At 42.5% G+C, this 24,036-nt stretch carries 19 protein-coding genes; 15 read left to right on the plus strand and 4 right to left on the minus strand.

Going from position 1 to position 24,036, the window contains the following annotated elements; genetic code table 11:
• Positions 1-133 precede the first annotated feature (133 nt).
• The 12 genes from DS891_RS05915 to asd all read left to right on the plus strand — a co-directional run bounded on the left by DS891_RS05915 (position 134) and on the right by asd (position 16,820).
• Positions 134-2,488 carry a GH92 family glycosyl hydrolase gene (locus DS891_RS05915; RefSeq protein ID WP_174169169.1) on the plus strand — a complete coding sequence of 785 codons (2,355 nt, stop codon included), beginning with the start codon at positions 134-136 and terminating at the stop codon, positions 2,486-2,488.
• Positions 2,488-3,255 (plus strand): basic secretory protein-like protein, encoded by a 768-nt coding sequence (locus tag DS891_RS05920; protein ID WP_102058118.1) that lies wholly within the window; start codon positions 2,488-2,490, stop codon positions 3,253-3,255. Before DS891_RS05915 ends, DS891_RS05920 begins: the two co-directional genes overlap by 1 nt.
• Before the next feature lie 197 nt (positions 3,256-3,452).
• Positions 3,453-5,342, plus strand: coding sequence for a methyl-accepting chemotaxis protein (locus DS891_RS05925; RefSeq protein WP_099029536.1), 1,890 nt, complete (start codon positions 3,453-3,455; stop codon positions 5,340-5,342).
• 249 nt (positions 5,343-5,591) lie between these two features.
• On the plus strand, positions 5,592-6,341 hold the full coding sequence (locus DS891_RS05930; protein WP_174169170.1) for a DUF3450 domain-containing protein: 750 nt from the start codon (positions 5,592-5,594) through the stop codon (positions 6,339-6,341).
• A 14-nt stretch (positions 6,342-6,355) separates the two neighbouring features.
• Positions 6,356-7,723, plus strand: a complete 1,368-nt coding sequence (locus tag DS891_RS05935; RefSeq protein WP_174169171.1) for a MotA/TolQ/ExbB proton channel family protein — start codon at positions 6,356-6,358, stop codon at positions 7,721-7,723.
• A gap of 2 nt (positions 7,724-7,725) precedes the next feature.
• On the plus strand, positions 7,726-8,253 hold the full coding sequence (locus tag DS891_RS05940; protein ID WP_010378705.1) for a MotA/TolQ/ExbB proton channel family protein: 528 nt from the start codon (positions 7,726-7,728) through the stop codon (positions 8,251-8,253).
• Between the two features lie 22 nt (positions 8,254-8,275).
• Complete coding sequence (locus DS891_RS05945) at positions 8,276-8,686, plus strand: biopolymer transporter ExbD (RefSeq protein ID WP_010378708.1); 411 nt, start codon at positions 8,276-8,278, stop codon at positions 8,684-8,686.
• A 9-nt stretch (positions 8,687-8,695) separates the two neighbouring features.
• Positions 8,696-9,301 (plus strand): energy transducer TonB, encoded by a 606-nt coding sequence (locus tag DS891_RS05950; RefSeq protein ID WP_010605501.1) that lies wholly within the window; start codon positions 8,696-8,698, stop codon positions 9,299-9,301.
• A 21-nt stretch (positions 9,302-9,322) separates the two neighbouring features.
• Entirely contained in the window at positions 9,323-10,633 is a 1,311-nt protein-coding gene (locus DS891_RS05955) for a lipopolysaccharide assembly protein LapB (protein ID WP_174169172.1), read from the plus strand.
• A gap of 191 nt (positions 10,634-10,824) precedes the next feature.
• A complete protein-coding gene (locus tag DS891_RS05960) occupies positions 10,825-12,495 on the plus strand; it encodes a hypothetical protein (protein WP_174169173.1) in 1,671 nt (556 codons plus the stop codon).
• A gap of 77 nt (positions 12,496-12,572) precedes the next feature.
• Positions 12,573-15,260 (plus strand): TonB-dependent receptor, encoded by a 2,688-nt coding sequence (locus DS891_RS05965; RefSeq protein WP_174169174.1) that lies wholly within the window; start codon positions 12,573-12,575, stop codon positions 15,258-15,260.
• Positions 15,261-15,704: 444 nt separating this feature from the next.
• Positions 15,705-16,820: an aspartate-semialdehyde dehydrogenase gene (gene asd / locus DS891_RS05970; protein ID WP_102058111.1), complete on the plus strand. Its 1,116-nt coding sequence runs from the start codon at positions 15,705-15,707 to the stop codon at positions 16,818-16,820.
• Positions 16,821-16,853: 33 nt separating this feature from the next.
• On the opposite strand, the gene DS891_RS05975 is transcribed toward asd, so the two are convergent.
• Positions 16,854-17,198 (minus strand): hypothetical protein, encoded by a 345-nt coding sequence (locus tag DS891_RS05975; protein WP_174169175.1) that lies wholly within the window; start codon positions 17,196-17,198, stop codon positions 16,854-16,856.
• Between the two features lie 233 nt (positions 17,199-17,431).
• Between DS891_RS05975 and DS891_RS05980 the strand changes: the two genes are divergently transcribed.
• The 3 genes from DS891_RS05980 to DS891_RS05990 all read left to right on the plus strand — a co-directional run bounded on the left by DS891_RS05980 (position 17,432) and on the right by DS891_RS05990 (position 20,528).
• On the plus strand, positions 17,432-19,426 hold the full coding sequence (locus DS891_RS05980; protein ID WP_174169176.1) for a methyl-accepting chemotaxis protein: 1,995 nt from the start codon (positions 17,432-17,434) through the stop codon (positions 19,424-19,426).
• 6 nt (positions 19,427-19,432) lie between these two features.
• A complete protein-coding gene (locus DS891_RS05985) occupies positions 19,433-19,882 on the plus strand; it encodes a GNAT family N-acetyltransferase (protein WP_174169177.1) in 450 nt (149 codons plus the stop codon).
• A 391-nt stretch (positions 19,883-20,273) separates the two neighbouring features.
• A complete protein-coding gene (locus DS891_RS05990; protein WP_174169178.1) occupies positions 20,274-20,528 on the plus strand; it encodes a hypothetical protein in 255 nt (84 codons plus the stop codon).
• A 372-nt stretch (positions 20,529-20,900) separates the two neighbouring features.
• Here the strand turns inward: DS891_RS05990 and DS891_RS05995 are convergent, their stop codons facing one another.
• The 3 genes from DS891_RS05995 to DS891_RS06005 all read right to left on the minus strand — a co-directional run bounded on the left by DS891_RS05995 (position 20,901) and on the right by DS891_RS06005 (position 23,774).
• On the minus strand, positions 20,901-21,401 hold the full coding sequence (locus tag DS891_RS05995) for a DUF4240 domain-containing protein (protein ID WP_010605492.1): 501 nt from the start codon (positions 21,399-21,401) through the stop codon (positions 20,901-20,903).
• Between the two features lie 154 nt (positions 21,402-21,555).
• Positions 21,556-22,053, minus strand: coding sequence for an acetolactate synthase small subunit (gene ilvN / locus DS891_RS06000; protein WP_010377111.1), 498 nt, complete (start codon positions 22,051-22,053; stop codon positions 21,556-21,558).
• Entirely contained in the window at positions 22,053-23,774 is a 1,722-nt protein-coding gene (locus DS891_RS06005; RefSeq protein ID WP_010605491.1) for an acetolactate synthase 3 large subunit, read from the minus strand. Before DS891_RS06005 ends, ilvN begins: the two co-directional genes overlap by 1 nt.
• Between the last annotated feature and the right edge of the window lie 262 nt (positions 23,775-24,036).

Consider the following 24,036-nt stretch of genomic DNA (forward strand, 5'->3'; position numbering starts at 1 on the left):
TTACAAGGCGAGCATAGCTCGCCTTTTTTATTGCATAATTTTTTCGTCGCAGAGTATTGAATACGTATTCATAAAGGGTATTATAAAATAAAATTGGAACGCTCCAATTCAAAACAAAAACTAGGAGAGAGTAATGCGAGCTAAAACTTGGGCGTTGGCAATCACACAAAGTGTGTTGTTAAGCGCAACAGTTCACGCCACTGAATCAAATACACAGTGGGTCGATACCTTCATTGGTACTGGCGGTGATGGCCACACCTTCCCTGGCGCAGTCGTGCCATTTGGTATGGTGCAATTAAGCCCAGATACAGATAACCCCATGCGCGGTGTTTCCCCTCAATCAGAAATCTATAAGCGCTGCGCAGGTTATCACTATGATGACCATACTATTGTTGGTTTCTCCCACACGCATTTCTCTGGTACTGGTCACTCAGATCTTGGCGACTTGCTGGTCATGCCAATGACAGGCGAAGTAAAACTCGATGCTGGTACCGCTGAAAATCCAGACATAGGGTATCGCTCGCGCTTTTCTCACGACAAAGAATGGTCTGAACCTGGCTATTACGGTGTTGACTTACTCGACTATGGTGTGAAAGCCGAAGTCACCGCAACCACGCGAGTGGGTATGCATAAATACAGCTTCAACAAAGCAAAACAGGGTCATGTATTGCTTGATTTGACCTCAGCAATCTATAACTTTGAGAATAAAGTGATTTGGAGCGACATCCGCAAAATAAACGACACCACATTGGTTGCTTACCGCGCAACTAATGGCTGGGCGCGTAACCGCCAAATGTATTTTGCCATCGAGTTCTCAAAACCTATCGCTGACTATCAGTTTTATAATCTAGACAACAACCGTTATCGTTGTATGAATTGCTTAGGCAAAGACAGCAAACACTCTACGATTGAGAATACCGCAGTAAAAATGACAGCAGGTAAAGCCGTTAAGTTTGTTGCAAGCTTTGATAGTTTAGACGAAACGCCACTGTTGGTGAAAGTCGGACTTTCTGCAGTTAGTCGCAAAAACGCATTAGAGAATCTTAAAACTGAAGTACCAAGTTGGGATTTTGATACCGTTCGCGCTAATGCCAAGTCTCAGTGGGCAAATTATTTAGATAAAGTCGACGTGGAAGGCACCAAAGCGCAAAAACGTCAGTTCTACACTGCGCTCTACCATGCGCTACAAGCGCCTAATATCTACCAAGATGTAAATGGACAGTATCGAGGCGTTGACGGTGAAATTCATGACGGCAAAGGTTTCGAGCACTATACCTTATTCTCGTTGTGGGATACCTATCGTGCATTACATCCATTGCTCACTTATATCGACCCAGACCGCGTATCCGGCATGATCCAATCTATGCTGGTACATTATCAGCAAAGCTATGAAAAAATGTTACCTATTTGGTCGTTCCACGCCCACGAGACATGGACCATGATTGGTTATCATGCGGTTTCAGTCATTGCTGATGCATATCTAAAAGGGCTCAGAGATTACGATATTGATTTAGCAGTAGAAGCAATTGAAAACACGGCTAACAACCCAGTGTACGATGCCATCCCTGAATACAAGAAATTTGGCTATGTACCAATGGACGTACTTCCTGAGTCTATTTCTATCACTCTTGAATATGCTTACGATGATTTTGCCATCGCAAGAATGTATGAAGCGATGGGCAATACCAGTAAAGCGAAAGACTATTACCAACGTGCGATGAGCTATAAAAATGTGTTCAATAAAGAAACCGGTTACATGCAAGGGTTAGATTCAAAAGGAAACTGGGATCCCGAATTTGACCCTTTTGAAGCAAAATACATGGGCCCATACACCGAAGGTAACGCGAAGCAATATAGCTTCTATGTACCGCATGATGTAGCTGGCCTGATTGAATTAATGGGTGGTGATGATGCATTTGAAGCGCGTCTAGATGCACTGTTTGATACCCACCTTTCTGAAGAGATGATCAAAGAGCACGAAGATATTGCAGGCCTGATTGGTAACTATGCCCATGGTAATGAGCCTAGCCATCATATTGCCTATTTATATAACTACGCGGGTAAACCGTGGAGAACCCAAGAGCGTATTCGTCAGATCATGGATACCTTAAGCTCAGACAAACCGGATGGCCTTGCAGGTAATGACGATGTAGGTCAGATGTCTGCTTGGTATATATTTTCAGCGATGGGCTTTTATCCTGTTGCGCCAGGCGACCTAAGCTACGCGATTGGTGCGCCTCAGGTGCCAGAAGTTACCTTGAAACTTGCAAACGGCAAAGCATTTAGAACCGTTGCGAAAGGTTTCAGTGACAAAAACAAATATATCAAGTCCATTAAATTAAATGGTAAACCGCTTAAGCGCAGCTACATCACACATAACGACATCATGAATGGCGGTACATTGGAGTATCAAATGTCTAGCAAGCCGAATAAAGCATGGGGTCAATCCAAGACGCAGAGACCGCCTTCATTGTCGGAGTATAAGTAATGGTTAAAGCAGGAATATTTCTTGCGGCTATGACCACATTTGCAAGTGCGCCGTTCGCACTTGCAAATGACATCGATAATGCCGCAGCGCGATTAAAACCGATCGCGTTTCAGTCAGACTTAGCATGGCGTCAATTTCCTCTACCAGCCGTCTCGCTCAGCAAAACGACTAAAATTAACCATTTCGCATGGCAAGAAATTGATAACAAAGTAATAGAGCAGATAAGTTATAACGTGGCTAGATTACTTTATAAAGATATGACTAGCGCGCCTAAGCTACCAACCCTCCATATCGTCTTTGAAGACCTAAAAGGGGTTGCATATAAAGAGGGCGATTTTAACGGCGCAACAATCCATATCAGCGCAAACTACATGGAAAACTTTTCTACATCGCACAGTGAAACAGAATCAGTCGACGAACTTATCGGTATTCTCTATCATGAAATTGCCCATGCTTATCAGCTAGATGATCATAACTACAAGGAAATAGGGCCAATCATTGAGGGAATAGCAGATGTTGTTAGACTAAAAGCTGGGTATATTCCTGATGATACCCAAAAGCCTGGTGGCAACTATAAAGACGGCTATAAAAATACAGCATTCTTTATCGATTGGTTATCGAAGCAAAGTAACCGAGACCTACTTCAGGAGATCAATGCTCAATTGGACCCACATGACGACATAAAGTGGGACTGGCAATACTTTGAGCAATCAGCAGGTGTTAAATTAGATACTGCTTGGCGACATTATCAAGCGTCGTTACTGTAACGCAAGGTGAGCGAAGTCTCACCTTTATTTAACATTCACTCTAAACCTCTCTCATTTCCTGCCGATAATCAAAGACAAACCTTTGAGTTTTTGATAAAAATAGTTACAAAGGAATCCAATTCCTAAATCTATTAATAATAATCGGCCAACAAGTGTATTGTTTGGCTGAAGAAAAGAACAAGTTCAACAGGATCATGATGTTTAAAGCGCTAAAGTTCACCACCAAAGTAACCGTAGCAGCCTCCCTTGTGTTAGTGATTGTGCTCGGCTTATTTACCGTAAACAACTTTCTTGTTATGCGAGACCAAACTCAAGCTCGACTTACCTTGGTTTTACAAGAGATTTCAAGCTCGGTTTCACAGAATATCGCCAATTGGCTCAATGACAGACTTGAAATCGTGGTCTCGATTGCTGATGGACATAGAGCTGATGACTCCACTGAACAGATAAGAAGACGGTTAAAAACCGCAGACACTGCGGGGGATTTCAAAAACGTTTTTATTGGCACGCCAGATGGAACATTTGTGTTGGACGATCCAAGTATCCAACTTCCTGCTGATTTTGATGCGACTAGCCGCCCTTGGTACAAGCTCGCTGAGCAAAAACAAGATACCGCATTTACCGCACCTTATATTGACGTTACCACCAACGAATTCACTATCTCAGCCGTTGTACCTGTAAAACAAGGAGGCCGTTTCGCAGGTGTGGCAGGGGGGGACATCGACATGTCAACCATCACAGAAATTATCAATGAAATTGACTTCTTAGGGTTTGGTTACGGTTTCTTACTTGATGAAAGCGGTAAAATACTCAGTCATCCAGATACTAAACTGAATGACAAGCCGATGTCAGCGCTGTTTGGTAAACGCCTGTCATTAAATCGGGATTTCACGGAGCTTGAAATTGATGGCACAGAAAAGCTCGTTTCATTTGTAAAAATGAAAGGCATTAAAAATGTCGACTGGTATCTTGGCGTTGTCATTAATAAAGAAATTGCCTATTCGTCCGTATCTTCTTTTAGAAATATGGCAGCTATCTATATGCTACTTGGCGTGATTGCGATTGTGGTGATGCTACAACTATTGCTCAAGTATCTGATGCGCCCGATGTACAATCTCAATGCAGCCATCAAAGACATCGCCCAAGGTGAAGGTGACCTTACTCGTAGATTAGTCGTAGAAAATCAAGATGAATTTGGCGAGTTATCCGATTATTTCAACCAATTTATCGATAAAATTCATGCTTCTATTACGCAGGTAAAAAATACTACAGTAACACTTGAAAACGTCGTGAATAGTTTGGTTGCGCAAACGCAAGATACCTTATCTATGTATACAGATCAGTCAAAGCGCACCGATAGCGTCGCGACAGCGATCAACGAGCTTTCTTCAAGTGCACAAGAGATCTCAAACAATGCAACCCATGCTTCAGAACTTGCCAGTAACGCCAACAAGCTTTCCGTTGAAAGCCAACATTCACTCACTCAAAATATCGAAGAAATCGCTTCACTGACACAAAAAATGTCTCAGGCACAAGACACGCTGGATGGATTGGATAAACTCTCAGGCAGCATAGGGCAAGTGCTTGAAGTGATCAAAGGAGTTAGCGAGCAGACCAATTTACTGGCGTTAAATGCTGCCATTGAAGCGGCTAGGGCAGGTGAGGCCGGACGTGGATTCGCCGTCGTTGCCGATGAAGTAAGGCAATTAGCACAGCGCACGCAAGAGTCAACGCAAGAAATCGAAAGCACTATTGCACAACTACAACAAGGTTCTGCTTCAGCTGTGGCCGTAATGAAAGCGAGTTTAGAAGACTCAGCAAGAAGCGCCGATAGAGCCAATGCTTCAGGTACTAAAATGCAAGAAGTGAGCAATTCGATTGATGCCATAGACGGCGTTAACCATGCAGTTGCCAGCGCCACCCACCAGCAAAACACCGTTATCCAAACATTAGATAGCGACATTCATCATATTAGTGACCTCAGCCTGCAAGGCAGCAATAACCTAACCGCAACCCTTGAAGAGTGTAAGTCATTGAAACTACAGTTCGACGAATTAGAACAAATGGTGCTCAAGTTTAGAGTCTAACGCCATCTCACTAGAGCTTAAAAGCCGCTTAACAAAAGCGGCTTTTTTGTGATCCTTTTATGACACGAAACACCTGCAACATCTCATTAACCAACAAAATTCTCTTAAAAACAATAAGTTAATTGATTAATGTAATTTCAATGACAGCTGTCACATTTGTGTATTAGTTGCGCAACATGGTTGTCATTTTTCGTAATTAGACTGCACCCAGTTTTTTAGCAACTAGCAATAATTTATAAGGTGTATGCGATGAAGTGCGTTAACCACTTGCTTATAGCAGGTATGCTAGCAACGGCCTCTGCCGGAGCAACAGAATTAAATCAAGCGATGGACAAAAGTGCAGCTATCAATGAATCTGCATTAAAGTCTCAAGGGAAAATCGATGGTATTGCAGACGATATGCAGTCTCGTTTGCAAAAGTTCAAGACGTTGAACAAAGAAATCGACGGCCTATCTGTTTACAACGCTCAATTAGAAAAACAAATCAAAAACCAACTTGAAGAAATGGCGGCAATTAACACCTCTATGGACCAAGTTTCGGTGATCGAGCGTCAAATCACACCTCTCATGATGCGCATGATCACAGGCCTGAAACTGTTCGTTGAATTAGACGTGCCTTTCCTTCCTAAAGAGCGTGCTGAGCGTATTACTCAGTTAACTAACTTGATGGACCGTGCTGATATTTCATCAAGCGAAAAGTTCCGCCGCGTACTTGAAGCTTACCAAGTTGAAGTGGACTACGGACGTACTATCGAAGCTTACACCTCATTACTTGACGTGAATGGACAAGAACGTGAAGTAGATTTCCTACGAATTGGTCGTCTTGAGCTGCTTTATGTCACAAAAGATGGCAGCCAAGCTGGTTTTTGGAACAAAGACAGTAACGCTTTTGACGCATTACCAGATACCAACATCAGCCAAATCAATAAAGGCATTCGCATCGCACGTAAGCAGTTAGCACCTGACATGTTAACGCTTCCAGTTCAGGCTGCAGAGTAATAGGTGAGACCACTATGAAATTCGTACAAAAATTCACTACACACGCTATTTTCGCAACAACACTTGCGTTAACCGCATCTGCGCATGCTGAACAAGCATTAGATTTAGATTCACTACTTAAAACCTTAGAACAAGGGCAAACCGCACAAACAGCGCAAAACAAACAACGTGAAGCCGAGTTCAAAGCGCAGCAAAACAACCAAATCCAAATGTTGAATGCGTTAACGGGTGAACGTAACCAAGCGTTGGCTAAATCTGAACGTCTAGAAACTAATTTCGAAGAAAATGAAATTAAACTGGCCAACCTAAGTGACACGCTTAGCAAGCGTATGGGTACATTAAAAGAGCTATTCGGTGTGCTTCAACAAGTAGCTGGCGATAGTTCAAATAAGTTCGCAACGTCAGTTGTATCAGCTGAAATTAAAGGTCGTGATGATTACATGACTGAGCTTGCGAAAAAGATGGGCTCAACATCGCGTCTAGCATCAATCGAAGACATTGAAAAAGTCTGGTTTGAGATGCAACGTGAAATGACGGAACAAGGTAAAGTGTCACGCTTTAATACCGAAGTTATCGTAGCCGGTGGTGCCAAGCAAAACAAAGAAGTGCTTCGCGTCGGTGCGTTTAACTTAATCGCTGATGGTAAATACCTGACTTACAACAATGATACACAAACGCTTTCTGAACTGACTCGTCAGCCAGCGTCTCGTTTCACCTCAACAGCGGGTGAATTACAAAATGCGAAGACCGGTTCTGTCGATTTTGCCCTTGACCCAACAGGCGGCTCAATTCTCGGTCTACTAGTACAAGCGCCAAATACCGAAGAACAAGTACACCAAGGTGGCGCGGTAGGTTATGTGATCCTAGGTGTTGGTTTACTGGCACTACTTATTGCAATTGAGCGTTTTGTATCACTCATGTTGATGGGTTCTAAAATCAACCGTCAGCTTAAAGATAGTGTTGCCCGTGACGACAACCCGCTAGGTCGAGTGATGAAAGTGAAAGAGCAATACCCAGATGTGGCTTACGATACGCTAGAACTTAAGTTAAGCGAAGCAATCCTTCGTGAGATGCCAAAGATCACTCGTAACCTGACTTTAATCAAAATTATTTCAGTCGTAGCACCGCTACTTGGTCTACTTGGTACAGTGACCGGTATGATCAACACCTTCCAAGCAATTACTTTGTTTGGTACGGGAGACCCTAAACTGATGGCTGGTGGTATTTCTCAGGCCCTCGTAACCACCGTACTTGGTCTGGTTGTCGCTATCCCAACCGTATTCCTTTACACACTACTAAACACACGTTCTCGTAACTTGCTCCTTATTCTTCAAGAGCAGAGCGCGGGGATCATTGCTGAGCGTAGCGAGAAAGGAGCGTAATCGTGGTTTTATTGCTTGATGCAATTAACGCTTTACGTGAATTCCTTGATACAGGTGGCCAGGTTCTCCTGGTCATCGGCTTCGTAACCTTCGCCATGTGGCTACTTATTCTCGAGCGCTTCATGTTTGTGTTCGGTAAATACAGAGGCTACAAAAACGAAGTCCTACAAGCTTGGAACTCGCGAAATGAGCGTAACAGTTGGAACGCAGAGCAGATAAGACAAGCAACTATCTCTCGCGTGGGGATCAAACTCAACGCCAACTTACCATATATCAATGTCATGGTGGCACTGTGTCCTTTACTAGGACTCCTAGGCACGGTAACTGGCATGATTGAAGTATTTGATGTAATGGCGATCACCGGATCAGGCAGTGCACGCTCTATGGCATCTGGGGTATCAAAAGCAACTATCCCGACAATGGCAGGCATGGTTGGCGCGCTTTCGGGTGTATTTGCATCGACCTACCTTCAGCGTAAAGCCAAGCGTGAAGTTGAGTTGTTAGAAGATAAAATGCTACTAGACCATTAAGCGGTCGTGTGAGGAAAGAATTATGAGAGCACCACTTGCAAAAGTATTCCAAGAAGAAGAAGCAGAAGAAATCAACATGACGCCAATGCTGGACGTTGTATTTATCATGCTTATCTTCTTTATTGTAACGGCCTCTTTCGTTAAAGAAGCGGGTATTGATGTTAACCGCCCAGAAGCGGCCACTGCAGTTAAAAAGCAAAGAGCCAATATCCTGGTTGCAATTTCAGATACTGGTGAAATTTGGATTAACAAACGCCAAGTAGACATCCGTGCAGTTCAAGCAAATATTGAGCGTCTTAAAGCGGAGAATCCGCAGGGTAGTGTGGTTATTCAGGCTGATAAAAAGGCAACTACTGACACGCTAATTAAAGTAATGGATGCATCACGCGCAGCTGGCGCATTTGATGTTTCGATTGCAGCACAGGAGTCATAGGAACATACCATGCGTTACTTAATTGCTTTAGTAATTGCAGGCATAGTTACCTTTTTCCTTTTCTTGGGTATGCAAGCGCTTATCCAAGGAGGGGAAGGAGCAATGACAGATCCTGTAAAAGGACAAGTACTAGATTTCGTCCGTCTTAAAAAAGAAGAGACGGTGGAGAAAAAAGAGCGTAAGCCACAAAAGCCACCAACACCTAAAGAGCCGCCTCCACCAATGGATGCACCACAAACCCAGAACAACAATCTTGACGCAACAGGCGGCAACTTTGATTTTAGTGCCAATGTGGACGCTGACGTAGATTTGGCGAGTGGTTTAGCACTTGAGTCCAGTGATGGTGAATATCTGCCAATCGTTAAAGTTGCGCCGGTATATCCAAGACGTGCGTTATCACGCGGAATTGAGGGGTATGTGATTGTTGAGTTCATTGTAACTAAACAAGGCACTGTGAGAAACCCTGTTGTAGTTAGCGCCGAACCGGAATCAATCTTTGACCAAGCAGCGCTTGATGCGGCATTGAAATTTAAATACAAACCTCGCGTAGTAAACGGTGAACCGGTTGAAGTTGCGGGTGTTCAAAATAAGATTTCATTTCAAATTAATGGCTAACTGCCATTAAGGATTGCGATTATGAAAATGTTTAAAAAAATTACGTTAGTAAGTGCGTTATTTAGCACAGGTTTAATAGCGCCGAGTCTCATTTCAGTCATACCAAATGTTAATTTGGCAACGGCTTATGCAGACTCAGAAACTAAAACCAAGCGTGTGCCCGCGCTACGCGAAAAAGTGTATAGTCAACTGGCCCGCGCGCAAAAACTTGCAGACGACGGGCAAGTTGCAGAAGGCCTCGCCGCATTAGATTCGGTGAAAGAACGCGTTTCGAGTATGAATAGCTACGAAGTGGCAATGATGTATAACTTCTATGGCTTTATTTATTACAACGAAAACAAGCTCGACAAGGCCATCGAATCTTTCAAAGCAGTTATTGCGGAAGAATCTATTCCTGAGTCCCTGCGTCTTTCTACGACATTTAGCTTGGCTCAATTGGCCATGGCAAACAATGATTTTGAAAGTACATTATCATTCCTTGATCAGTGGAAAGAAGCTAATACCCAGGCCCCAAAAAGCAACTTTTATATTTTAAAAGCGCAAGCACAATATCAACTAAAAAAATATAATGATGCGATAAGCAATATAAATACTGCGATTGATTTAGTTGAATCCGACGGTGAACTACCAAAAGAAAACTGGTTAGTTCTTCAGCGAGCGATATATTACTCATTAAATCAGCCAAAAAAAGTAGCAGATGTTTTAGAGAAAATGGTTACCCTCTATGACAAACCACAATACTGGATCCAGCTTGGCGGCATGTACGGTGAAATAGGTGCCGAGAAAAAACAGCTCGCAACATTTGAAACTGCAAAGCAAAGGGGCTTTATAAAATCGAAATCTGATTATATGCAACTTGCTCAAGTCTATTTAATGAACGCCTTGCCTTTTAAAGCAGCGGAAGCACTCGATAACGGAATAAAAGCAGGTGTCGTTGAAGACAGCGCCAAAAACCTAACTTTTATCGCAGAAGCATTCGTTCAAGCAAGAGAAGATAAAAAGTCACTACCTTTCTTCCTAGCAGCAACTGAAAAAGTTGAACATGGCAATTTAGATCAGAGACTTGCAGAGATCTACTTAAATCTTGAACAATATGATGAAGCCGCAGATCACGCCCGACTTGCTCTCAATAAAGGCGATTTAACGTTTGAGTCTAACGCCTATGTCGCACTTGGAATGGCACAGTTTAACCTGCAAAACTTTGATGCTTCTATATTGGCCTTCGAACAAGCTGAAAAGCACAAAAAATCAGCAAACCTCGCTAAGCAATGGATTAAATATGTGAAGCGGGAAAAAGTTCATGCTGAAACATTAAAACAAGCTTTATTATAATATTTTATAATCGCAACACCAAAGCCGCCTTCGGGCGGTTTTTTTATTTTTAAAAGTTCCAATTTTTATTATGAAGATTTAATTACAATTATTTTGTGTAATCTTCGTGTAATAAAACCCCATTAATTTAGTCACATCATTTAAACACAGTAAAAAAATAATTTTTTAAAAGTCTACTATTGGAGTTAGCAATGGAACTAAAAAACCTCTTCAGAGTCTCTGCAATCGTCGCTGCTATGGCACTTACTGGTTGTGGTGGTGACATCGAAGTTACACCTACTGTAAACGATAACAGCACTAACAATTCAAACAATACAACAAACAATGGCGATTCAGGCGGTGATACAGGTGGCGATACTGGCACAACTAACCCTTGTACAACTCGCGCAGTAGGAAGCACTGAAGTTCAAGGTACGTTCCAAGCACCACACTGTGTATACGGCACTGACTTTGCTTCTAAATCGCTAGAAGTACAAGGTGATGTTACATTCAAAAAGCTTGAGAATGGCGGCGCTCACGTATTCAAAGGTGCACTTTTAATCGGTAAAGATTGTAACACATCAACAGGTTGTACAATCGAGGCGAACGGTCCAACACTAACTGTAGAGCCAGGTGCTGTAATGGCATTCACTTCTGGTGAGTCAGTGGTTCGTATCGCGCGTGGCGCGAAGATCAACGCAGTTGGTACTGCAGCCGAGCCAATTCGTTTCACTTCAGCAGCAGAATTTGACGCATTTAACCTAGCAGGTATCGGTCCACAGTTTGCTGACTGGGGTGGTATCATGGTTAACGGTTTTGGTATCACAAACGAATGTACCGATGCAGAGCGTGATGGCGACCTATGTAATGCAGATTCTGAAGGTGTAACAAGCTACTATGGCGGTAAAAACAACGCAGATAGCAGCGGTCAAATCAAATATGCGCACATTTGGTATGCAGGTTCTGGTCCTCGTGATGGCGGCCCTGGGGACGACTTAAATTCACTAACACTGAATGCTGTGGGTTCTGGTTCAAGCTTCGAATTCCTTCACATTCACCAAGGTTTTGACGATGGTATCGAATTCTTCGGTGGTGCTGCAAACATCAAAAATATCGTAGTAACGGATACTCAAGATGATGCTGTTGACGTTGATGCAGGATGGCAAGGTAAAGGCCAGTTTATCCTTGTTAAGCACGGTACAATTCAAACTAAGCGTGACGTTACTTATGCTGATGACAACGGCGACGCGGTACTAATTCCTGCGGGCACAGAAGGCTTCATGGGTAACAATGGTTTTGAAACCGATGGTGAAAAAGCAGCAGGCCCTGATTACAGCCAAGCACCAGCATCTACGCTTAATTTTGCAAACGTAACTGTGTTAACGACTGATGGTAACTCAATTCGTGATGATGACGAATCACAAGGTATGAAGTTTGACGATGCAATCCGTGGTATGTATTACAACGCATTAGTAGTTAAATCATCAGCTGCGAATGGCACTGAATGTTTAGAATTTAAAGATGATAAGGCTGCTGCAAACGCTGAAGCTGATACGCTTAACTATGTAAGCTCTGTACTTGCTTGTGCTGCAAACTTTAAAAATGGTTCTGACCCATTACCTGCAGGTGAAGGTAAAGAAGACTGGTTTGTTAACGCAGGCTCTAACCAAATTCTAAACGGTGCAGCTGACGTAATTGCAGCAGACGGCTTCTCAACAAATTCAAGCTCTACCGCTATCACTATTGAAGCAAACGACCTAAGCAGCCTAAATGATAACTTCTTCACGACCGTTGATTACATTGGTGCGGTATCTGATAAAGATACGTCTTCTGAATGGTATCAGTGGGTTAAGAAAGCAATTGAGGCTTCAAACGCTGACTAATTATCCGTAATGACCTTAGTTATTACAATTAAGGCGCAGTCATTGCGCCTTTTTTATGATTTTTGGCAGGATTGCATATGGATACTCAAATGAAATTTAAAAAAGTTGCTTTAGCCATCAGTACGGCACTCACAGTCGCAACTTCTCTACCAAGCGTTGCAGAAGAAGAACAGGCAATCGAAGAAGTTGTTGCGGTAGGTACTCGTTTGCAAGGTAGTGCTGCAGCGGTAATTGAAGAACGTAAAAACCAAGCCTTCGTTGCGGATATCTTAGGCGCAGAGCAGCTATCTAGAACAGGTGATAGTGATGCAGCATCAGCGCTACGTCGTGTTACCGGTCTCACGTTAGTTGACGGCAAGTTTATCTATGTTCGTGGCCTAGGTGAGCGTTACTCAAGTGCTCGCCTGAATGGTGCCGCAGTACCGAGCCCGGACTTAACTAGAAACGTTATTCCACTCGATATTTTTCCAGCAAGCATTATTGAAAGTCTAGCGGTACAAAAAGCTTATTCTCCATCAATGCCTGCTGCATTCGGTGGTGGTAACATCGATATCCGTACTAAGTCTGTACCATCGGAGTTCACCGCAGGTATTGAGGTAGGTATTGGCCAAAACTTTAATTCTGATAAAGGCTTTACCTACAGCGGTACCACGGAAGGTATACCTCAAGTACTACAAGATGCAGTTGTAAGATATCGTGGTAACTTTGACATCGGCGAAGTTGTAGACAAAAACGGTTTCAAAGATAAAGACGGGCTAACACGTGCGGATCAAGCAATTGACGTGATCAAAGGTTTTGTGTCATCACTTCCTCGCGATATTCAAGTCAAAGAAGAGTCCCTAGATCCAAACTTTGATGTAAAAGCCAACATTGGCAATAGTTTCCAAGAAGATTGGTTAGGCGGCACGGTAGGCTTTATGCTTGCGGGTTCCTATGACAACGATTGGAATTATAGCGACCGCACAACAGGTGTTATTGACGACACATTAGGTGAAAACTGTACTTCAAAACTAGAAACCGCAGAAGACACAGCCAATTCCTGTTATGTGACACTTAAAGAATCTAAAGTAACGACTGAAACTGAACGCCTAAATGGTGTATTCAATATCGGTTACCGCTTAGATCAGCATAGCATTACTTATTCTAAGATTTATCTCGAAGATAACGAAACCGAATCAGAGTTTTCCGTGTTACAAAGCCCTAACGGCAGTACCGTTAGAACAATTGCGGGAACGGGCGCGGCACAGCGTTCACATCAGTTTGATTACGAAGAACGCACGTTGGATATCGACCAAGTGATTGGTCAACACACGTTCCTCGATTACTGGGGGGTAGGCTTTGACTGGCAGTATACAGAGTCAAAAGCGCAAACCGATATTCCAACAGAAATCGACTTTAAGTTTATTGATAACTATAACGAAGACGGCTCTTATAAAAACTCCATCGTTACCGGTGATGATAACCGTATAACGTACGCCTTTACCGACATGGAAGACAACGTAAAGTCTTACAGCGGCAATGTCACCTTACCGTTAACCTTCGAGGGCATAGAAATTACCCTCAAAGGTGGTTATGACTTTATGGACAGAGCGCGTGTTTACAATACCAGTAACTTCGTTGTAAACAACAAAAGTGGTATATCCATCCCAGTAAACTTTGATGAGTCTGAGATCTATGGATTATCGGGTTATCTTGACGATGAGTTTTTGAACAACAACACTTTCTTGTTGACCTTCAACGAACCTCAGGCTCCAGCGGCGGACGATTATATCGCAGCTCAAAAGATTGATGCGGGCTATGGTGAATTTGATATCTTCTTCGACAATACCTGGCGTATTAGTGGTGGTATTCGTTACGAAGACTTTAAACAAGTGTCACTTGCAACATCGAGTCTGATCTTCGACCGCATAACGATGGAAACGATTTACGATGAAGAGCGTATTTTAGCCGGTACAGTTAACGAAGATAACTTCTTTAACGCACTATCGCTAACGTATCTTTCAGACGGTAACTATCAAGTACGTTTTGGTTATGGTGAAACCACAGTACGCCCTGACTTACGTGAGTTAGTACCGGTTGCCTACTATGATCCACTAACCGATATCCGCACCTTCGGTGTAGCTGGCCTAAAGAGTAGCGACCTGAAAAACTATGACGCGCGCTTTGAGTACTATATGGATAATGGCGACAACTTCTCAGTTGCGGCATTCTATAAAGACATCACGGCACCAATAGAAACCATCTTACGGGTTGGTGATGAAGACTATACAGCAACCTTCGTAAATGGTGAGGAAGGCGAAGTATACGGTATCGAAGCCGAGTGGTTATATGACTTATCGAGTCTTGCGAGTGGCTTCTTTACGTCAGGTAACATCACCTTAAGTGATTCCGAAGTATCGATAGATCCTGCTCGTGCAGGTAACTTAACCAATCCAACAAAGCGTATGACGGGTCACTCAGAGTACGTAGTTAATATGCAATTAAACTATGATTCGGCTGATGGTCAACACAGTGGTTCATTAGTGTATAACGTCTTTGGAGAGCGTATTTTGGCTTCTGGGATTGGTGGTAGAGATGATGCTTATGAGCAACCATTTCATTCGCTTGACCTAGTATATACTTGGTATCCAGACTTTAACTCTAAAGTTAAATTTAAAGTCAAGAACTTGCTAAATGAAGATCAAGAAGTAACTCAATCTGACGTGGTAGTAAGACAAAAAGATGTTGGCACCTCAGTTAGCCTGAGCTACAGCTACGAGTTCTAAGGAACAACTAAGCTTAAACCAAAGCCAAGGCCCGCCTTGGCTTTTTTGATCTTTATCAATCTTTCTAAATTTTTTTATTTGTTATTCGTTATTTCATAGACTAAGTTCTGTAACTTTGTGTATAGTTGGTCTATATATAAAAATATATCTAAATACTTCAGTAAGTTACTAGCTTGTTAATATACTTGTCATATTTAACTAGTAACATTATTTAAGAGCTTTAAAAACAAAACCATAGCTCGTTTCGTACCGAGTTCTTGTTGACGCAAATGCGTTAAATTAGGACAACCTTTACATGTTGTATCCAAACCCCGCCATGCGGGGTTTTTTATTTTTTAAAATCCTGATTTCTAGCTAGTCCACTGCGTATTCTTTTGCTATGGTAGCCATCTAGACATACGACTCACGCAATGATCCGTATAATCAAGAATTAAGGCACATAACATGAAAAAAGTAGGACTCGTCGGCTGGCGTGGAATGGTTGGCTCCGTGCTGATGGAGCGTATGCAACAAGAAAATGACTTTGAGGTCATTGATGCACACTTCTTTACTACCTCGCAAGCGGGCCAACTTGGCCCCGTTGTGAAAGGCGGTGGAGAGCCAAAGCCGCTAAAAGATGCAAGCGAAATTCTATCGCTTAGCGAAATGGATATTATCATCTCTTGCCAAGGCGGAGATTACACCAAATCTGTATATCCTTCATTGCGTGAACAGGGCTGGGAAGGCTATTGGATAGATGCAGCTTCAGCACTGAGAATGGAAAAAGACAGTATTATTGTGCTTGATCCGGTCAACAAAGATGTCATCCAACAAGGTCTTGAGCAAGGTGTAAAAACCTTTGTTGGTGGTAACTGCACGGTTTCTCTTATGCTACTAGCGCTTGGTGGTTTATTCGAGCAAGACTTAATAGAGTGGGTGAGCCCAATGACCTATCAAGCGGCATCAGGTGCAGGCGCAAGAAATATGCGTGAACTCATCACTCAAATGGGTGAGATCCACAGCTCGGTTAAAGCACAACTCAACGACCCAAGTTCAGCCATCTTAGAAATCGATAAGCTAGTGGCAGAAAAAATCAAAGATGAATCTTTACCACAAGATCAATTTGGTGTGCCGTTAGCCGGCAGCTTAATTCCATGGATTGACGTTCCAATGCCGTCTGGGCAAAGTAAAGAAGAGTGGAAAGCACAAGTAGAAGCAAACAAAATCCTTGGCTCGTCAAAGCAGCCCATTCCTATTGACGGATTGTGTGTACGAATTGGCGCGATGCGCTGTCATTCACAAGCGCTCACCATCAAGTTACGTGAAAATCGAAGTGTCGAAGAAATAGAAGCGATTCTCGCTGCACATAATGAATGGGTTCGCGTCATTCCAAATGAGCGTGATATTACCGCAAAAGAGCTAACTCCGGTTAATGTTACCGGCACACTGAATATTCCGATAGGCAGGATAAGAAAGCTCACTATGGGTGAAAAATATATCAGTGCATTTACTGTTGGTGATCAACTTTTATGGGGGGCGGCAGAACCACTTCGTAGAATGTTAAGGATCATTACAGGTTAGTTTCTAAAGGCGCCGTCGGCGCCTTTTGTTTTTTTAATCGATGACTTTAGTAAGACCGATTAAGGCGTTTTCACTCTCACCATCGTGGCATCGAGTATCAGCACTATCTCTATTTTCAATGACTAAGCGATATACAGTGCGGTATTTTTCACCTTCACGGATAGCATCCAGTACAGGCCCTAACAGATAGTGCTGTTCTGGATAAATGATAACAGGCTCAAGGTCAACTCCGGACTCACGCTCAAACCTAACTTCGTAGCTATTATTACCATTTGAATAAAGGTCGTACACGATACCTTTACACGTAAATACAACCGCATATGACTTCAAAGAGATAAGCGCAAGGCTCACTAACATTAGTTTGATAAATCCTTTCATACATTCCTCTATTTAATTTTGACGCCAATACCATTATTAGCAACAAGAAGGTAGCAACACTGCATTACCATTTGTTTTCAGAAAAATTACTTTAAGTAACATTTATCATATCCTTACAGCCTCGAAACGCTAATTCAATTACGATGTTTGTTACAAAATATCTCACCTTAATTTTGTTGGGCTATAGTTACCTTGATTAAACAATAATCTACGCTCGCGCTACGGAGAGACGAATGGGTATTTTGAAAAAATTTTCGATTATGCAGCTCACGATGATAAGTTCTTTCTCACTGCTTGCATTTTTACTATTTTTAGTTGGCAAAAACGTTTTGAATAACTGGAGACAGTACAATGCGGCCGATCAAAATATCAACTATGTCGTTTTGCTCGACGCCATTGAGAAAGTAGCGCATCATCATGCGGTAGAGCGCGGCTTAACGGCTGGGTTCCTTGGTAATCCAAGTAGTGATAACAAACGAAAGGTCGACGCGCAACGTGAAATTGCCGACCAAACAATATCAACGCTTAAGAGTATTCACTCTTCACTGTTTCTTAAAGATAAAAATGTGCAAAAATGGTTACCTTATATTTTTGAAGTGGAAGCCAATAAGAACCGCGTAAGAGGTGAGGTCGACAGGAAAAATGGCAGTAATGCTTTTGCTTACTACAGCAAACTTAATCAAGTTTCATTAAACACAGCAGCAAAAATTCAAGCCTACGTATCAGATAGAACCTTGTCTTCTGAACTTTCTATTGCTTTCCTTATTGCCCAAAGCAAAGAGCGCCTTGGACAGATCCGTGGCAAAGTGAATGGTGTGCTTGCGAAAAAAGCAATGTCAGACACCCTCAAAGACGATATCAAGTACTATCGCCAACAGCTAGAGATGTCATTACATCAATTAGAAACCGCACTCGAAGGTACGGGCCAAAGCAACGTACAAACTATTTTATCTTCAAGCGAGGCAAAAGCATTCAATCAAATTCTTGATACTCTTGAAAGCCAAGGGCAAGTTGACTTTAGTCGCTTACCTTCAAGTGCCGAGTGGTTTTCTGCGGCGACAAGTCTAATAGGTAAGTTCAAGACCAAACTCGATTCAGTGTGGGAAATGACAATTAAAGATAGCCAAAAGCACAAATCAGATATCGCATTTGAAAGTATCTTAATGTTTGTGCTTTTTGTCGTCGTTCTCAGCTTTATCGCGCTCGTCAACTTTCATCTGATTCGCTCGTTACGCTCGGAGCTTTCACAATTAACGAGTATATTAAAACGCGTAGCTGAAGAGGGCGACTTAACTTTAGATATGCGCTTAAACACGCGCGATGAGCTTGGGCAAATCTCCGAGTCAATTTACAATACGATTTATGCGTTTAAAGACCTAATGGTTGGCTTAGCTAAGTCCGTTCAGGTAGGTACGAAACTAGGCGAAAAAATGCATTTAGCAGCCTCTAACGTCAATGAGGATGCACAAAAAACCCAAGGCATGGCATCTTCCATTGCGGTTGCAATAGAAGAAATGGCCGCAACCAGCCAAGAAATTGCAAAACTCGCGCAAGATACGCTGGATGCCAGCGACCAACTTAACATCGAATCACAGCAGTTACTTGCAGACAACCAAAAAAACTTAGACACCATGAAAACCCTCTCGAAGAGTATGAACGCCGTCGACGAGATGGCCGCGAGTATGGAAAAGCAGGTATCTGAAATAAACACTATCTTGGATTCAATTCGCAGTGTTGCCGAACAAACTAACCTGCTAGCACTCAATGCCGCAATTGAAGCAGCCCGTGCAGGCGAGCATGGCCGCGGCTTTGCTGTTGTAGCCGACGAAGTGCGAGGACTTGCAAACAACAGTAAACAATCTTCAGAGCAAATTTCCACGCTGTTACTTAGCCTGTCAGAGATAAGCCAAAGCGTTGTGAAATCAATCAGAGAAAACACACTGCTCACACAAAATACCATGAACGAAGTAGAAGAAACGCGTAAAGTATCGCTCAGAGTAAACGAACACAGTTCGAATGTTGAAAAACTCACGACTTCGGTTGCCACAGCAGCTTGCGAACAGTCTGAAGTGGCCGCCGATATATCACAAAATACCGCTGCTGTACTTGACGCTGCAAACCATGAATTAGATACATCGAAAGCGTTAAATGAATTGTTTAAAGATATGAAACTAAATAGCGATACGCTACAACGCACAATGGATATATTTAAAATTGATAAGAGCTAGCACCCTATGAATATTCGAGAGTTCAGCGAGAACGATTATCCAAGAGTTTTGGAGATCTATTCAAAATCTAAGCTGGATGAGCTTCGTTTTGAGAAAAAGACATTTAAGCTCTTACCTCTAGAAGATGATGAAAAGAGACTATCTGCACTAAAGGAATCAAAGATATACGTTTTTGATGATGGGAATGTTCTTGGTTTTGGAGCAATATTTGGGTCAGAGATTAGAGCACTATTTGTTTGCCCTAGTGCTAGAGGAAACGGAATCGGAAGAAAAATACTTGAATTCCTTTTGTCACAAATATGCGGCAAGGCGAACCTTTTTGTCGCCAAGACAAATGAGCCTGCTAAGGAGTTATACAAGGCATACGGATTCGAAGTGTCTGATGAATTTCTCACTGAATATAATGGCGAGTCAGTGTATGCGAATGAAATGGTTCGTATAAAAGGGCAGTACTAGCAAGACGAAGTAATATGAACTTCAGATAGCTAGAACGTGTACTTTGGCGTTTTTATCTGCCAAAGAATACCTGAGCCTATAGCTGTAATTTCATTCAGCCGTTAACGGGAATTGGTGACGCCTACCACCATTTGCATCAATGCTGGGGGACTTTTGAAAGTGCGAATTATTGGTGTAAATATTTGATCTGTTTTTTGCGTGATTACCAAGGGATACTGACGGTATAAGTATCAGCTAATTTTTACCAGCGCATAAATGAGCTTACGATCAGTATTACTTATTAGGTTTAGAATTCACCTGCCAGACAGTTATAAGAGGACGGTGACGGTTTCAGCATTACAAGGTATATTAGTACTAATAACCTATGATACTCCAATAGAGAGCGGAAAATATGAAAACTTTAATCTACGTCGTAGGGTTAGCATTATTCTCATTTTTCACTGACTTTTCTTCTTCATCAGGGTTTGAAGGGATCTTTAGTCCCATTTTATCAGGCCTATTGCTAATCTTGTTGGTTGGTAAAGTTACTTCTTCCTTTGGAGGCTCTGGCAACTATACGGGCAAAACGAATGGTGATGGCGGAGGCTTTTTCGGCAATTCAGGAGGGGATGGTGGCTGCAATGGTGGAGATGGCGGAAGTTGTTAATGCCAGCAATCATATATGGCTATCAGCCAAAGAATTCATGTATAAGCTTTTTATTAATCGAAATACGGGCATAAAATCGCAACTTCAACTTAGGTGTTTTTCACTCAAAAAAATTAAGAAATGGACAGAGAGGCAGAAAAGAATCAATGTTTAAGTTCACTTTTCTTTTTATTCCCGAAATGGGTAATAAGCATAGTATTCCACTGCTTAAGGCTTAACAAGAGGTTGTGTTTTTAGCAAAGTCATTTTGGTTGGTTAGCGGGAAGGATTGGTAGGCATCTGGAGCGGCGACATCTTGCGATGGTAATAGTGAGTCTCAGCGTCTAACTCTAGAACAACTAAAACCCATCACATAAAACAATAAACTAAACCTTATCCAAGCCAATATTGACCAAAAAGTTGAGGTAGTTCAGCCTTTAACTGTTTTGGTTTATTTTTAAACTTTTTGCCTTGCGGCGGAAAGTTCACGACACTGTGATACGGGAGTTCGTCTTGATTTTTTTCTTCAAAAAGCAACCCTGCAACTAAATCTAATTCGTCAATAAATGGGTAGGGCAAGTCGTCTTTATTCGGAATAGCAAACTTATTAGCTAATTCGTCTGGTTCCGCTGTAAGTACACTTACCGCTTCAGGGCCGCGACTGATGATCCAATTACAAAAATCTAAGAAGTCATATTCGCTATTACAGCCTGCAATCACGTAGGCCACTTTCCAGTTATCCCAATGCCACAGTGCTCTTAGTTCTTTGGTATATAATGCATCGAACTGAGCAATTTCTTCTGAACTTAGCGGTGATAAACGCGTTTTTAAATAGTCATTATCGTTTGAATGATCGGGGGCGGTGACAAGCTGCCAGAAGCGTTCGAGTTCCATGTGCATAATCTAACTTGATAAAAACGAGATTATAGCCAGTAACCTAATGAGAGTAAATCGAAGCCGCCATGCAAATAACTGAAGCGGGTTGTACGTAATACTACGTGCTTACCCGCGCAAAAAGATAACAGTGACAGCTAAAAGGTAGGTGGTTTTATCCTTTCAGTGCTTTGTCACCTCGGCCAATACCTACCGCGCCAGAACGCACAAGTTCAATTATGTCGCTTTCGTGACGTAATAGATCCAAGAAAGACTCAAGACGGTCGGCTGAGCTTACCATCTGTAATATATAACTTTGCTTGCCCATATCTATAATGCTGGCTTGGAACACCTCAGCAACACGATTGATAGCAGCTCGTGTTACTTCATCTCTGGCATAGACTTTTACCAGTAGCAGCTCTCTTTCAATGTGCTGCATATCAGTTAGATCAATAACCTTAAGCACATCCACCAACTTATTAACTTGCTTGGTGATTTGTTCAACAATGCGGTCATCGCCTTGGGTCGTGATGGTAATACGAGATAGCGTTTTGTCTGCGGTTGTACCCACTGTTAAGCTGTCAATGTTGTACGCACGTTGAGAAAATAAACCCACAATACGAGAAAGAGAGCCAGGTTCATTCTCTAATAAAATCGATAGTATTCTTCTCATTATGCTTTTACTCCTTTTTTCAACCACATCTCGTCTATCGCACCTTGCTTAATTTGCATTGGATACACATGTTCAGACTCATCAACCAAAATATCTAAAAATACAAGTCGGTCTTTAATCGACATTGCTTTTTCCAGCGCCGCATCAAGTTGCTCAGGCTTATCAACCCGAATACCGATATGACCATAACTCTCGGCAAGCGCAACAAAATCAGGCAGTGATTCCATATAGGAGCTTGCGTGACGTCCCTCATACATCATGTCTTGCCATTGACGCACCATACCAAGCGAGCGGTTGTTTAACGAGATAACCTTGACAGCAAGGCCGTATTGCAAACAGGTTGAAAGCTCCTGAATATTCATTTGGATAGAGCCATCCCCAGTTACGCACAATACTTCACTTTGCGGGAATGCCATTTTTACGCCCATCGCCGCGGGCAAGCCAAACCCCATGGTGCCAAGTCCGCCTGAATTGATCCATTGACGAGGTGATTTGAACGGATAGTACTGCGCTGCAAACATCTGGTGTTGTCCTACGTCTGAGCAAACATACGCGTCACCACTGGTCATTTGGTATAGCTTTTCGATAACCGTTTGTGGTTTGATTTTTTCTACACCCGCAGTAAACGACAAGCATTTCTGAGCACGCCATGTGGTAATTGCTTGCCACCAATCTTCTTGTGCGGCTCGGTCGATGCGCTTCTCGCTTTTTTCGATACCGCGTAGCAATTGCTCCATCACCGTATCTAAGCAGCCCACAACTGGGATATGCGCTTGAATGGTCTTAGAAATTGAAGTTGGATCCACATCAACGTGAACAATTTTGGCATCCGGACAAAATTTCTTGACGTTATTGGTTACACGGTCATCAAAACGTGCACCTAACGCTAAGATAACATCGGCATTCGCCATCGCCTTATTCGCTTCAAGACTACCGTGCATCCCTAACATGCCAATAAAATTAGGATGTGTGCCGCTGATCCCGCCAAGACCCATTAGGGTATTGGTGATAGGCGCGTTTAGTTTCTCAACCAGCTCAGTTAGTTTTTCTGAGGTATTCGAAAGAATAATGCCACCGCCAGAATAGATAACCAAACGCTTCGCTTCAATAATGGCTTCAACCGCTTTGCGGATCTGCTTGGAATGCCCCTTTACACTCGGGTTGTAAGTACGCATATCAATTTGTTCAGGCATCTGATAATCGAATTTAAGCGCAGGATTCAAAATATCTTTTGGCAGCTCAACCACAACCGGTCCCGGTCTACCAGAGTTGGCTAGATAAAATGCCTTAGCTAACACTTCTGGGATTTTTGTCGCGTCGCGGCAGTTAAAACTGTGTTTAACGATAGGGCGAGAGCAACCAACTATATCCGTTTCTTGAAACGCATCATCGCCGATTAGGTTTGAAGGCACTTGCCCCGAGAGTACAACCATTGGGATTGAATCCATATAAGCCGTCGCGATCCCTGTAATGCAATTTGTAGCGCCTGGGCCACTGGTCGCAAGAACGACACCGACATCTCCCGTTGCTCTGGCATAACCGTCGGCCATGTGGGTCGCTGCTTGCTCATGTCTAACCAAGATATGCTCAATATCTGATTGCTGAAACAAGGCATCATAAAGATCAAGAACCGATCCGCCGGGATAACCAAATATGTATTTTACTTTTAATGCGCTCAATGCTTTTACTACTAGCTCGGAGCCGTTGTATTGCTCTGCCATTACCTCATTCCTCGTTGACTGTGCATGCCTGTTATATTTATAAAATCAAAAAAAAACCCCGCTGGTTGCGGGGTTTGAGTATTTCTTTCAAGTAATAGCTCCCCGCTGAACTCTATGAAGAGACCAGTACCACCACGAGAACGATTAGTTGAAAGAAATTTGTCATTATTTTGCCTTTAAGTTGATGTCAAAGTTAGCCTACACAGTATTAGATATAAATTCCACCTTTCCACCTTTCAATTGTTGAAATATTACATTTCAA

Origin of the sequence: Pseudoalteromonas sp. JC28 (assembly GCF_013319255.1) — a bacterium.
Taxonomy (GTDB): domain Bacteria; phylum Pseudomonadota; class Gammaproteobacteria; order Enterobacterales; family Alteromonadaceae; genus Pseudoalteromonas.

What these genes read in the sequence shown, in the direction of transcription:
- DS891_RS05915 (WP_174169169.1), top strand. Translation starts at nt 134, where the DNA reads ATGCGAGCTAAAACTTGGGCGTTGGCAATCACACAAAGTGTGTTGTTA.
- DS891_RS05920 (WP_102058118.1), top strand. Translation starts at nt 2,488, where the DNA reads ATGGTTAAAGCAGGAATATTTCTTGCGGCTATGACCACATTTGCAAGT.
- DS891_RS05925 (WP_099029536.1), top strand. Translation starts at nt 3,453, where the DNA reads ATGTTTAAAGCGCTAAAGTTCACCACCAAAGTAACCGTAGCAGCCTCC.
- DS891_RS05930 (WP_174169170.1), top strand. Translation starts at nt 5,592, where the DNA reads ATGAAGTGCGTTAACCACTTGCTTATAGCAGGTATGCTAGCAACGGCC.
- DS891_RS05935 (WP_174169171.1), top strand. Translation starts at nt 6,356, where the DNA reads ATGAAATTCGTACAAAAATTCACTACACACGCTATTTTCGCAACAACA.
- DS891_RS05945 (WP_010378708.1), top strand. Translation starts at nt 8,276, where the DNA reads ATGAGAGCACCACTTGCAAAAGTATTCCAAGAAGAAGAAGCAGAAGAA.
- DS891_RS05950 (WP_010605501.1), top strand. Translation starts at nt 8,696, where the DNA reads ATGCGTTACTTAATTGCTTTAGTAATTGCAGGCATAGTTACCTTTTTC.
- DS891_RS05955 (WP_174169172.1), top strand. Translation starts at nt 9,323, where the DNA reads ATGAAAATGTTTAAAAAAATTACGTTAGTAAGTGCGTTATTTAGCACA.
- DS891_RS05960 (WP_174169173.1), top strand. Translation starts at nt 10,825, where the DNA reads ATGGAACTAAAAAACCTCTTCAGAGTCTCTGCAATCGTCGCTGCTATG.
- DS891_RS05965 (WP_174169174.1), top strand. Translation starts at nt 12,573, where the DNA reads ATGGATACTCAAATGAAATTTAAAAAAGTTGCTTTAGCCATCAGTACG.
- asd (WP_102058111.1), top strand. Translation starts at nt 15,705, where the DNA reads ATGAAAAAAGTAGGACTCGTCGGCTGGCGTGGAATGGTTGGCTCCGTG.
- DS891_RS05975 (WP_174169175.1), bottom strand. Translation starts at nt 17,198, where the DNA reads ATGAAAGGATTTATCAAACTAATGTTAGTGAGCCTTGCGCTTATCTCT.
- DS891_RS05980 (WP_174169176.1), top strand. Translation starts at nt 17,432, where the DNA reads ATGGGTATTTTGAAAAAATTTTCGATTATGCAGCTCACGATGATAAGT.
- DS891_RS05985 (WP_174169177.1), top strand. Translation starts at nt 19,433, where the DNA reads ATGAATATTCGAGAGTTCAGCGAGAACGATTATCCAAGAGTTTTGGAG.
- DS891_RS05990 (WP_174169178.1), top strand. Translation starts at nt 20,274, where the DNA reads ATGAAAACTTTAATCTACGTCGTAGGGTTAGCATTATTCTCATTTTTC.
- DS891_RS05995 (WP_010605492.1), bottom strand. Translation starts at nt 21,401, where the DNA reads ATGGAACTCGAACGCTTCTGGCAGCTTGTCACCGCCCCCGATCATTCA.
- ilvN (WP_010377111.1), bottom strand. Translation starts at nt 22,053, where the DNA reads ATGAGAAGAATACTATCGATTTTATTAGAGAATGAACCTGGCTCTCTT.
- DS891_RS06005 (WP_010605491.1), bottom strand. Translation starts at nt 23,774, where the DNA reads ATGGCAGAGCAATACAACGGCTCCGAGCTAGTAGTAAAAGCATTGAGC.